10 protein-coding genes, 2 tRNA genes and 1 CRISPR repeat array are annotated in these 10,380 nt (G+C 67.0%); of the genes, 9 read left to right on the forward strand and 3 right to left on the reverse strand.

From position 1 onward, the window contains the following. Nucleotides 1-22 precede the first annotated feature (22 nt). The 4 genes from V8Z80_RS19745 to V8Z80_RS19760 all read left to right on the forward strand — a co-directional run bounded on the left by V8Z80_RS19745 (nucleotide 23) and on the right by V8Z80_RS19760 (nucleotide 3,352). Nucleotides 23-931: a LysR family transcriptional regulator gene (locus V8Z80_RS19745; protein WP_336063201.1), complete on the forward strand. Its 909-nt coding sequence runs from the start codon at nucleotides 23-25 to the stop codon at nucleotides 929-931. A 220-nt stretch (nucleotides 932-1,151) separates the two neighbouring features. Next, a complete protein-coding gene (locus V8Z80_RS19750) occupies nucleotides 1,152-1,700 on the forward strand; it encodes a TetR/AcrR family transcriptional regulator (RefSeq protein WP_336063202.1) in 549 nt (182 codons plus the stop codon). 90 nt (nucleotides 1,701-1,790) lie between these two features. Continuing rightward, nucleotides 1,791-2,072: a DUF2218 domain-containing protein gene (locus V8Z80_RS19755; protein ID WP_336063203.1), complete on the forward strand. Its 282-nt coding sequence runs from the start codon at nucleotides 1,791-1,793 to the stop codon at nucleotides 2,070-2,072. Between the two features lie 53 nt (nucleotides 2,073-2,125). Then, nucleotides 2,126-3,352 carry a multidrug effflux MFS transporter gene (locus tag V8Z80_RS19760; RefSeq protein WP_336063204.1) on the forward strand — a complete coding sequence of 409 codons (1,227 nt, stop codon included), beginning with the start codon at nucleotides 2,126-2,128 and terminating at the stop codon, nucleotides 3,350-3,352. A 26-nt stretch (nucleotides 3,353-3,378) separates the two neighbouring features. Here V8Z80_RS19760 and V8Z80_RS19765 read toward each other — a convergent pair. Further along, nucleotides 3,379-3,466 (reverse strand) — tRNA-Ser (locus tag V8Z80_RS19765). 189 nt (nucleotides 3,467-3,655) lie between these two features. Here V8Z80_RS19765 and V8Z80_RS19770 point away from each other — a divergent pair. From V8Z80_RS19770 to secG, 3 genes are all read left to right on the forward strand, one after another. Further along, nucleotides 3,656-4,633, forward strand: coding sequence for an NAD(P)H-quinone oxidoreductase (locus V8Z80_RS19770; RefSeq protein WP_336063205.1), 978 nt, complete (start codon nucleotides 3,656-3,658; stop codon nucleotides 4,631-4,633). A 119-nt stretch (nucleotides 4,634-4,752) separates the two neighbouring features. Next, a CRISPR array of direct repeats spans nucleotides 4,753-5,087; the repeat unit is 30 nt; unit sequence GGTGTTCCCCGCGTATGCGGGGATGAACCG. Nucleotides 5,088-5,247: 160 nt separating this feature from the next. Then, nucleotides 5,248-6,033 (forward strand): triose-phosphate isomerase, encoded by a 786-nt coding sequence (gene tpiA / locus V8Z80_RS19775; protein WP_336063206.1) that lies wholly within the window; start codon nucleotides 5,248-5,250, stop codon nucleotides 6,031-6,033. A gap of 18 nt (nucleotides 6,034-6,051) precedes the next feature. Further along, on the forward strand, nucleotides 6,052-6,546 hold the full coding sequence (gene secG, locus V8Z80_RS19780; RefSeq protein WP_336063207.1) for a preprotein translocase subunit SecG: 495 nt from the start codon (nucleotides 6,052-6,054) through the stop codon (nucleotides 6,544-6,546). 166 nt (nucleotides 6,547-6,712) lie between these two features. Here secG and V8Z80_RS19785 read toward each other — a convergent pair whose 3' ends face one another. Continuing rightward, nucleotides 6,713-8,080 (reverse strand): amidase, encoded by a 1,368-nt coding sequence (locus V8Z80_RS19785; protein WP_336063208.1) that lies wholly within the window; start codon nucleotides 8,078-8,080, stop codon nucleotides 6,713-6,715. 10 nt (nucleotides 8,081-8,090) lie between these two features. Continuing rightward, on the reverse strand, nucleotides 8,091-9,077 hold the full coding sequence (locus tag V8Z80_RS19790) for a tripartite tricarboxylate transporter substrate binding protein (RefSeq protein WP_155196268.1): 987 nt from the start codon (nucleotides 9,075-9,077) through the stop codon (nucleotides 8,091-8,093). Between the two features lie 144 nt (nucleotides 9,078-9,221). Between V8Z80_RS19790 and gcvA the strand changes: the two genes are divergently transcribed. Both gcvA and V8Z80_RS19800 read left to right on the forward strand, forming a co-directional pair. Next, nucleotides 9,222-10,103, forward strand: a complete 882-nt coding sequence (gcvA, locus tag V8Z80_RS19795; protein ID WP_336063209.1) for a transcriptional regulator GcvA — start codon at nucleotides 9,222-9,224, stop codon at nucleotides 10,101-10,103. A 116-nt stretch (nucleotides 10,104-10,219) separates the two neighbouring features. Then, nucleotides 10,220-10,304: transfer RNA gene (locus V8Z80_RS19800), tRNA-Leu, on the forward strand. Nucleotides 10,305-10,380: the final 76 nt, after the last annotated feature.

A 10,380-nucleotide genomic window follows, 5' to 3' on the forward strand; every position in this document is an offset into this window, starting at 1 on the left:
GCAAAACAGGATAGTTGCCGGCATGCATATCTCGGGCCGTCTCATCGACGCATTCATCGCCCTGGCCGAAACCGGCAAGTTCTCCGTGGCGGCCGAGCGCTGCAACGTCTCGGCCTCGGCCTTCAGCCAGGCCATCGGCCGCCTGGAGTCGCTGGTGGGCGCGCGGCTGTTCGACCGCGATACCCGCAACGTGCAGCTGACCGCCGAAGGGCAGACCTTCCTGGTGGGTGCGCGCCGCATCCACCAGGAATGGCAGGCGTCGCTGGCCGCCGTGCGCAGTCAGTCGCTGCTCAATCAGGGAAACGTGACGCTGGCCGCGCCGCCTTCGTTGTGTTCGGATTGGCTGCCGCGGCTGATGGCCGATTTCAATCGCGACCATCCGGCCATCGTGCTGCGCCTGCACGATGCGGTTTCCGAGCGCAGTCTGGACATGATCGTTTCGGGCCAGGTTGATTTCGGCTTGAACGCCGTGCCAGGCAACGACCTGGAGTTCGAGTCGGTGCTGCTCTTTAACGAGCCCTTTCACCTGCTGTGCCGCAGCGACGATCCCTTGGCGCGGCGCCGCAAGCTTCGCCTTCAGGAGGTGGCCGGCCGGGTCGCCGTGCAGACCACGCGCTTTGGCAGCGTCTGGCACTACACGCAGCCCCTGCTGGCGGCCGCGGGCATTCGCGACAGCGGCCTGGAGGTGGCGCAGTTCGGTTCGCTGGCCGGCCTGGTTGCCGCCGGGTTCGGGATCAGCATCGTCCCGGTGCTGTCTCTGGCGCTGTGCCGCCGGCCCGATCTCGCGACGGTGCCCATCGTCGACGCGAACGCCTATCGGCCCATCTATCGCATCAAGCGGCGCAACCGAAGCTTGTCGGCGGCCGCGCAGGCCATGTGGGACAGGATAGGGCAGGCGCCCTTGCCGGACGTGCGCAAAGGCCGGGCCTGAGCCCGGGAAAGATCCTTGTTGGCAGTTATGACCGTCAAGGCGATCAAGGTGATTGTATTTCCGACTGGCCAGTCGTAAACTGGCGTCCAGAGTGCTTCGAGGCGTCCGAACCGTCGATGCTTGAAGGTAACAGGGGCTGTCCTCAGTACGAACTCGCTTCACGGACGGATCCAAATACGTCTTTCGGCACTGACCCCAACCAAAGGAAAGGAGTCGACCAATGGCCCGTCCTCGGGAGATTGACCGCGATCGGATACTTGACGCCGCGCAGGAGATCATGGTGGCAAGCGAAGGCCGCGGTCTGACGCTTGATGCCGTGGCTGCACGCGCCGGTATCAGCAAAGGTGGCCTGGTCTACAGCTTCGCCACCAAGGATGAACTGATCGCAGCGGCGCTTGAACGCGAGCTTGAGCGTTTTCTTGCTGCTTGGGACGGAATGGCCGAAGGAAACGATCGGTCCGCGTCGTCCATGCTCAGCGCTTATGTCCGGGAAATCCTGAGCCAGGACGAGGCGCATCTTCGCACCGCCTCGCTGCTAATGACGGCCCTCTCCAATGCGCCAGAAGTCTCGGAACCGGCACGGCGCTTTTACCGTGCCGTGTTCCAGCACTTCGACGCGAGCACAGCCAGAGGCCGTGACATCAGGCAAGCCATTCTCGCAATTGAGGGCCTCTTTCTTCTTCGTGGATTGGGCCTCGTGAACTGCAGTCATGACCAGTGGCTGTCTGTCGTAAACCACGCGCTGGTCACGCTGCAGCGCCCGGACTGAGCAGCGCTGCACCGGCACACGGCAGTCATACCCTCGCGACGCTGCAACCGCGGCGGCGTCGCCCAGACCTCTTCGACACCGAGGATCACCATGCACCACGCAACCGCCACCGTACCCACCGAACATGCCAGCCGATATCTTAGGCAGCTTTGCAAGCACTGGAGTCATCGTTTCACCGTCGCTTTCACGCCTGAGGCGGGAAGCATCGATTTTGGCGGCGGCGAAACAGTCGAGTTGACCGCACTGCCTGCGGCGCTGGAGATCCGCGTGTCGACGGGCGGCGATCTGGCCGAACTCGAACGCGTGGTCGAGGAGCACCTCCAGCGCTTCGGTTTTCGTGAGCAGCTTGTTTTCGAATGGCGCCCCGCCTGAGCGGCTCTCCTGTACCCATCACCCCCATGCTGCCGGCCGATGCGTCAAGACCAATGAACTCCTCAAACCCGTTCCCCGCTGCGACGACGGCCGTCGCGGTCGCGCTAGGCCTGATAACCCTCCTGGGGCCGGCCTCCATCGATATGTATCTGCCCTCGCTTCCCGCCATGGCCAACGAGCTGGGGACCGACTATGCCACCATGCAGGTCACCCTGACGGTGTTCCTCTTGGCGTTGGGGGGCGGACAGGTCGTCTTCGGCCCCCTGATCGATGCTTTGGGCAGACGCCGCCCACTGCTTGTCGCGCTGGGCGTTTTTGTCGCCACCTCGGCATGGGCGGCATTTGCGCAATCCGTTGAAAGCTTGATCCTGGCCCGCTTCTTCCAAGGTCTTTCCGCCTCGCTTGCCATCGTCACGGCCATGAGCAGCGTTCGCGATGTGGCCGAAGGCGTGCGCGCCACCCAGATTTTTGCCCTGCTGATGACGGTACAGGGGCTTGGGCCGGTGATCGCGCCTGCCTTGGGCGGGGTTATCGGATCGGCCATGGGCTGGCGTGCCGTCTTCGCCGTGTTGGCCGCGCTAGGCGCCGCTGTGATCGTCAGCAGCTTCATTCTGCTTCCGGAGTCACTTCCTCGTGCCAAGCGCACGCCATTGCGGCTCGGCGGCATTGCCAGGACATACGCGGAAATCCTGAGTGATCGACGCTTCCTTTTGCCGGCGGCATCATTGACCTGCGCCTTCGTGTTCCTGTTCGCGTATATCGGCGGCTCTTCCTACGCTTACCAGGAGTTCTATGGCCTGACTGCAGCCAGCTTCGGCTTGGTCTTCGGCGTCACCGGCCTGGCTGTCCTGGTAGGTGCCATGGCGAGCGCCCGGCTGGCTGCGCGTGTGCGGGTTGAAAAGCTGGCAAGTGCAGGCACGCTGGGCATGCTCGCCGGCGCCGCGGTCGCCTTGTTCTCGGCGGTCACGGGGATCGGACTTCCGGGCATTGTCCTGGGCATGTTCATCGCGCTTGCCGGCCTTGGCATTGCCGAAGCCACTTTGATGTCGATCGCTCTTGCCACCCGCACCACGGCATTGGGCGCCAGCGCAGCGGTGCTTGGGGCCGTGCCGATGATTCTGGGGGCGGCTGTCACGCCGTTCGCCGCGCTGCTCGTGCAGGAGGGAGCGAGCGCCTGGCTCGGCCTGCTGCTTGCCGTCGTCGTCCTTGTCACGCTATTGACATTCGCCACCTTGCGCATGGCCCAGCGGATTGGGCTGCAAGCGGTCAGTCAGCACTGACTAAGCTTGGTCAATCTGGACTGAAGTGGCGGAAGGGGTGGGATTCGAACCCACGGATGGTTGCCCATCGGCGGTTTTCAAGACCGCTGCAATCGACCTCTCTGCCACCCTTCCGTCGGGACGGGAAACGCCGCGCGGGACGGGGCCGCCGCGCGTTTTTCCGAAGAGGCAGAGTGTAGCGTATGGCGTGGCCGCGCCGGGCGGGGCGCCGGGGCGGGGCGGGCATAATAGGTTCTTTGCCTGCCCGTGCGCCTGCCGGTACCGCGGTGCGCGCAGCCAGCCTACACCAGGAGTCCAATACCCATGAAAGCCATAGAGATTTCCCAGCCCGGCGGTCCGGAAGTGCTCGTGCCCGTGGAGCGTCCCACGCCCGAACCCGGCCCGGGCGAGGTGCTGATCAAGGTCGCGGCCGCGGGCATCAACCGGCCGGACGTGCTGCAGCGCAAGGGCCACTATCCGCCCCCGCCCGGCGCATCCGATCTGCCCGGCCTGGAAGTGGCCGGCGAGATCGTCGGCGGGGATGGTTCGAGCGCGGGCTTGAGGACCGGCGACCAAGTCTGCGCGCTGATGACCGGTGGCGGCTACGCCGAGTATGTCGCGGTGCCGGCCGTGCAATGCCTGCCGGTGCCCCGGGGACTGTCCATGGTCGAGGCGGCTGGCCTGCCCGAAACCTATTTCACCGTCTGGAGCAACGTTTTTGACCGCGGCCGCCTGGCCCAGGGCGAAACCCTGCTGGTGCACGGCGGGGCCAGCGGCATCGGCACGACCGCGGTGCAGCTGGCGCGCGCGCTCGGCCACCCGGTGTACGCCACGGTGGGCAGCGACGAGCGTGCCCGCGCCGTCGAGGCGCTGGGCGCCACGCTGGGCATCAACTACAAGACGCAGGATTTCGTCGAAGAGGTCAAGCGCGCCACCGATGGCAGGGGCGTGGACGTCATCCTGGACATGGTGGCCGGCGACTACATCGAGCGCGACGTCAAATGCCTGGCCGACGACGGACGCATCGTCATCATCGCCGTGCTGGGCGGCATCAAGTCGGGTTTCGACGCCGGGCAGGTGCTGCGCCGGCGCCTGACCATCACGGGCTCGACGCTGCGCGCCCGGCCGGTCGAATTCAAGGCGGGCATCGCGCGCGCCTTGCACGAGCACGTCTGGCCCTTGCTGGAGCAGGGCAGGATCAAGCCGGTGGTCCATGCCACCTTCCCGCTGGAGCAGGCCAGCCAAGCCCACGCCTTGATGGATTCGGGCGCGCATATCGGGAAGATCGTGCTGACGGTGTAGGGGGATTTCTTAAGAGCGGGCATGGCGTAACGGGGGGATCCTCTTGCGCTGGGCCCGTGGTTTTATTCGGTAGAATTTTTGGGTGGATTTATTTCTTTAAAAATCAGGCGGTTGGGTTAAGTGTTCCCCGCGTATGCGGGGATGAACCGCGATAGAACAGGCCGATGGTCCTTCGGGACGGGTGTTCCCCGCGTATGCGGGGATGAACCGCCTTTATCCATGCGGGTTTCCGCCATTTTCAGGTGTTCCCCGCGTATGCGGGGATGAACCGGCCTCCGGCCGGCAGAACTCCATGGTCGTGCGGTGTTCCCCGCGTATGCGGGGATGAACCGTCATCCCAGATCACGGCCTTTTCGGCAACGGGGTGTTCCCCGCGTATGCGGGGATGAACCGGGGATTGGCCCGCTCATCACGAACCTGATCGCGTGTTCCCCGCGTATGCGGGGATGACCAGCTCAGGACGTGATAAGGACGCGCACCCCAGGACAAACCCCGGCCTCCCCCAGGCCAGCGATGCCTTGGCGGCCGGCTCCGGCCCCTGCGAAGGCATCCTCGCCCAAACCCCCCACAACACGATACAATACCGGGTTTATCCGCTTAATCATCGTGTTCGCATGACCGCCGCTTCCCGCTCCCCATCCGGTGCCAGCACGTCCGAGGCCAGCCAGCGTTCGCGCCTGGTGCTGGGCAACTGGAAAATGCACGGCAACCTGGCCGAGAACGCCGCCTTGCTCGAGGCACTGCGCACGGGCGCGGCGCAGCCGCTGACGGCCGAGATCGGCGTGTGCGTGCCGTTTCCGTACCTGGCCCAGGCCCAGTCGGCCCTGCAGGGCTCGCCCATATCGTGGGGGGCGCAAGATCTCAGCACCCAGGAAAAAGGCGCCTATACCGGCGAAGTCGCCGGCGCCATGCTGGCTGATTTTGGCTGCCGGTGGGTGCTGGTCGGCCATTCCGAGCGGCGCAGCCTGCACGGCGAGACCGACGCGCTGGTGGCCGACAAGGCCAAGGCCGCGCTGGCGGCGGGCTTGACGCCGGTGGTGTGCGTGGGCGAGACGCTGGACGAGCGCGAGGCGGGCAGCACCCTGGCCGTCATCGAACGCCAGCTGGGGCCCGTGCTGGCGCTGGGCGCGCCGGCGGTAGGCCGCATGGTGCTGGCCTACGAACCGGTCTGGGCCATCGGCACGGGGCGCACCGCCACGCCCGAGCAGGCCCAGGAGGTGCATGCAGCCATTCGCCAGGCCTTGCGCCAGCTGGGCGCCGAGCAGGTCCAGGTGCTGTACGGCGGCAGCGTCAAGGCCGCCAGCGCGGCCAGTCTTTTTGCCATGCCCGATATCGACGGCGGGCTGGTCGGCGGCGCCTCGCTGGTCGCCGAAGAATTCCTGCGCATCGCCGCAGCCTAAGTTTCCGGAGTCTTCTTAATGTCCACCCTGCTCACCGTCCTGCTCATCGTGCAGGTCATTTCTTCGCTGTCGATCATCGTGCTCGTGCTCCTGCAGCAGGGCAAGGGCGCCGACATGGGCTCGTCCTTCGGCAGTGGTTCGGCTGGCAGCCTGTTCGGCGCCAGCGGCGCGGCCAATTTCCTGTCGCGCACCACCAAATGGGCGGCGGTGGTCTTCTTTGCTTCCACGGCGGGCCTGGCCTACCTGAGCCACAGCGTGCCGGGCGCGCCCGGCGGCGGTGGCGGGGTGATGGAGAACTACCAGGACCGTTCGGTTCCCGCCGTGCCCGGCCAGGAGCCGGCTCCCCCGGCCATGCCCGGCGGCGAGGCGGGCGTGCCGCAGGTGCCGGCCCAGCCGCAGCCTTCCTCCGAAGTGCCCGCCGCGCCGGCGGCGCCGGCTCCGCAACCGCCTGCCGAGCCGTCCGCGCAAGGCGAAGCGGCGCCCGCCGCGCCGGCGCCCGAAGCCCAGCCCTAAAGCCAAAGCCCGAAAGCCCAAAGCCCTATCCTGGGCCAGCCCAAGGGTCCAGGGCCGCCAGCAGATCATCCTGTCCGGACGCCGCTCATCGGCCTGGCCCGGCAAGAAAAAACCCGCCGCTCCGCAAGGAGGGCGGGTTTTCTGCTTTGGCGAGACTGCGGACGCGCTAACTGCGCGCGGCCTGCGCCAGCCAGCTGCCGATGGCTGCCGCCTTGGCATCGTCGTGCGCCTGGCCCATTACCTGCACACCCAGCGGCAGGCCGTCCACCGCCAGCGCCGGGACGTTGACCGAGGGGGCGCCCAGCCACGAGGACACGCACGCAAAGGAGACATCGCCGGTCGGAAAGCGGCTCTTGGCCGCCGCATCCTTGAGCGGCGCCGGGCCGCAGGCGCTCAAGCCGATCAAGGCATCGCACTGCGTCGCCAGGGCGGCCAGGCGCTGCCGCGCGTGCTCGCGCTGCAGCAGGCAGACCCGGAAGTCCTCCAGCGTCAGCGAGCGGCCCATTTCCAGTTGGCGCACCAGGCTGGGGCCCAGCGTGCCGGGATGCTGCTCGGCCAGGTTCTCCAGGCTCCAGCGCTGCTCCCAGGCGATCAGGCGCAGCGACAGCGCGGTGGCGTCGGCGATGGCCGCCTCCAGCGCCTGGACCAGCGGCGAATCGGCGCGCCGCAGCAGGCGCACGCCCTGCGCGGCCAGCCGCTCGAGCAGCGATTCGAAGGCCTGCCGCGCGGCGGGCTCGGCGCGTTCCCAGCCTTCGCTTTCAAAAACGGCCAGGGCGGCGGGCTTGCGGGCCTGGGGCGGCGTGCCGGGGCCATACAGGCCCGGATGTCCGGGATCGCCGCCCACCCGCTTGACGATCTCGTAGGCCGCCTGCCACATGTCCTGCATGGCATTGGCGTGGATGCCCACGTGCGACTGGCTGTAGCCCAGCCGCTCGCCGCGGTTGATGGCGCCATAGGTGGGCTTGAGCGCCCAGTTGCCGTTGTAGCTGGCCGGGCGCAGCACCGAACCGACCAGCTGCGAGCCCAGGGCCAGCGGCACCATGTTTGCGCCGACCACCGCGCCCGAGCCGCTGGAAGAGCCGCCGGGCGTGCGCGCCGGGTCGAAGGCGTTGGTGGTGGGGCCAGGATCCAGGAAGCCCAGCGCCGTCGTCACCGTCTTGCCCAGGATGATGGCGCCGGCATCGCGCAGGGCGCGCACCGCCGCGCTGTCGTTCCTGGGGAAGTGGCCGGCGAAGGCGGCGCAGCCCATTTGCGTGGGCATGTCCTTGGTTTCGATCAGGTCCTTGACGCCCACGGGCATGCCGTCGATGGGAGAGAGGGGCCGCCCGGCGCGATAGCGTTGCGTCGATGCGTCGGCCGCCTGGCGCGCGCCTTCGTCGTTGCGCACCACCCAGCCTTGCAGCACCGATTCGCGTTCGGCGATCACGGCCAGGCAGCGTTCGAGATAATCGCGCGGCGTGTCCTGGCCCTCGGCAAAGCGGGGGACGGCGTCATGAAAGGTAAGCGCTTGATGGGTGGATGGGTCGTAGTTCAAGAAGAGCTCCTCATTGGTTGCTTTGAATGCCGGCCGCTTGGATCAGCTCGCTCCAGCGCCGATGCTCTTCGCGGAAGAACGTGTCGAACTCGGTCACGCTGCCGGGCTGGGGCTGCAGGTTGATGCCCTTGAAGCGCTCGAGCACGTCGGGCTCCTGCAGGGCCTGGCGCAGGTCCGCGTTGATGCGTTCGACCAGCGCCGGGTCCATGCCCGCCGGGCCGAACAGGCCGTACCAGGCTTCGAGCCGCAGGTTCGGCAAGCCGGCCTGCGCGGTGGTGGGCACGTCGGGCAGGGCGGCCAGGCGCTCGGGCGAGGCCACCGCATAGGCCTTGGCCTTGTTGCTGGTGACGTAGGAAATCACGTTGCCCGAGCCGAACTGCACCAGCACGTTTACCTCGCCCGCCAGCATGGCCGTGGAGGCCTCCAGCGCACCGCGGTAGGGGATATGCAGCACGTCCACGCCGGCCTCGCGCTTGAACATCTCGGTATAGAGCTGAAGCACCGAGCCGGCGCCGTTGGACGAATAGGTGTACTTGCCCGGATGGGCGCGCAGTTCCGCGATCAGGTCCTGCAGGGTGTCCGGCTTCATCGACGGATGGGCCAGGATCAGCACCGGCAGGCTGCCGATGCGGCCGATCCGGGTGTAGTCGGCCACTACGTCCACGCGGGCGTTCTTGTTGATGGCCGGCAGCGTGGCCAGTTCGGTGAAGGTGAGCATCAGCGTATGGCCGTCCGGCTGCGCGCGTGCGACGTACTCCGAGCCCACCAGCGTGCCGGCGCCGGGCTTGTTTTCCACGACGACCGGCTGGCCCCATTTCTGCGCCAGCTTGGGGCCGATCAGGCGCGCCAGGATGTCGGCCGTGCCGCCCGCCGTGGTGGGCACGACGATGCTGACCGGCCGCTGCGGAAAGGCCTCGGCTGCCGCGGCCGGGCCGGCAAGCAAGGCGGAAATGGCGAAGGCGATGGCGCGCCAGGCGCGCGTGGCGGTGCAAGGCATGATGGTTCTTCCCCTATGTGTTGCGCCGCGCCGGCTGCGGACCGCGCCGGCGTCAGCGGGGTCCATGTTGAGCTTGGGCCGGCGCGGCTTCAAACGACTTTATCTATGGCACACTTTACTTTTTGTTAATCGAACGCCGCGCCCATGGACAGCCTGCCGCCGCTCAATGCCTTGCGCGCCTTCGATGCCGCCGGCCGCACCGGCAGCATCAACGGCGCCGCCGCCGAACTGTGCGTGACGCCGGCAGCCATCAGCCGCCAGATCCGGCTGCTGGAAACGCATCTGGGATTGCGCCTGTTCTACCGCCAGCATCGCGGCATCGTCCTGACCGAATCGGGGCGCCAATACCATGCCGACGTCGCGCGGCTGTTCGCCGGCCTGCGGCGCGCCACGGCAGGCTTGACGGGTCGTCCCGAACGCAAGGTCTTTCATCTGCGCGCGCCCCATAGCGTGGCCATGCGCTGGCTGCTGCCCCGGCTGGCCAGTTTCCATCTGGAGCACCCGGGCATCGACGTGCAGCTGAACACCTCGGTGCAGCCGCCCGATTTCGAGCGTGAGGACCTGGACGCGGGCATCTGCATGGGCGATGGCCATTGGAAAGGGCTGGAAAGCCACAAGGTGATGCGCAACGAACTGGTGCCCGTTTGCGCGCCGGACAAGCTTTCCCGCCTGCGCGAGCCGGCCGACCTGGCGCACGAAACCCTGCTGCACACCCTGGCGCGTCCCGACTACTGGCAGATATGGCTGCGCGCGGCTGGGGTGGAGCACATCGACCTGATGCGCGGGCTGCGCTACGAATCCTCGGCGCTGGCCTACGAAGCCGCGCTGGCCGGCTACGGCGTGGTCATCGCGCAAAAGGCGCTGGTCGAAAAGGAGCTGCAGGAAGGCACGCTGGTCATGCCCTTCGAACTGGTGGTGGATCTGGGCGCGCACAGCTATTACTTCGTGCTGCCGCCGCCGACCTACAAGCGCCATACGCCGGAACTGGCGCAGTTCCGGCGATGGGTGGCTTCGCTTGCGGTATAGGGCGGCTTTTTCCGTGCTAGAATTACCGACTTTCCTGCGGCCCGGTCATTTGGGGCGCCAGCCTGGCGGATGATGCCGGGGCGCGCCAAACAAACGCATCTGCCCGCAGCACCCAAGCCGTCGTGGTGGAATTGGTAGACACGCTATCTTGAGGGGGTAGTGGCGAAAGCTGTGCGAGTTCGAGTCTCGCCGACGGCACCATCAGACCAGAGCGTTGCCCTGTACACGCGATAAGAACCAGAAATTCAGGGCAATTGACGAGCTGGATCCTAATCCA

This window comes from Orrella sp. JC864 (assembly GCF_037026685.1).
Classification (GTDB): Bacteria; Pseudomonadota; Gammaproteobacteria; order Burkholderiales; family Burkholderiaceae_B; genus Orrella.

Excerpts from the sequence above, each read along its gene's own strand:
- V8Z80_RS19755 (WP_336063203.1), top strand. The coding sequence starts at position 1,791 with ATGCACCACGCAACCGCCACCGTACCCACCGAACATGCCAGCCGATAT.
- gcvA (WP_336063209.1), top strand. The coding sequence starts at position 9,222 with ATGGACAGCCTGCCGCCGCTCAATGCCTTGCGCGCCTTCGATGCCGCC.
- V8Z80_RS19770 (WP_336063205.1), top strand. The coding sequence starts at position 3,656 with ATGAAAGCCATAGAGATTTCCCAGCCCGGCGGTCCGGAAGTGCTCGTG.
- V8Z80_RS19790 (WP_155196268.1), bottom strand. The coding sequence starts at position 9,077 with ATGCCTTGCACCGCCACGCGCGCCTGGCGCGCCATCGCCTTCGCCATT.
- secG (WP_336063207.1), top strand. The coding sequence starts at position 6,052 with ATGTCCACCCTGCTCACCGTCCTGCTCATCGTGCAGGTCATTTCTTCG.
- V8Z80_RS19750 (WP_336063202.1), top strand. The coding sequence starts at position 1,152 with ATGGCCCGTCCTCGGGAGATTGACCGCGATCGGATACTTGACGCCGCG.
- V8Z80_RS19745 (WP_336063201.1), top strand. The coding sequence starts at position 23 with ATGCATATCTCGGGCCGTCTCATCGACGCATTCATCGCCCTGGCCGAA.
- V8Z80_RS19760 (WP_336063204.1), top strand. The coding sequence starts at position 2,126 with ATGAACTCCTCAAACCCGTTCCCCGCTGCGACGACGGCCGTCGCGGTC.
- tpiA (WP_336063206.1), top strand. The coding sequence starts at position 5,248 with ATGACCGCCGCTTCCCGCTCCCCATCCGGTGCCAGCACGTCCGAGGCC.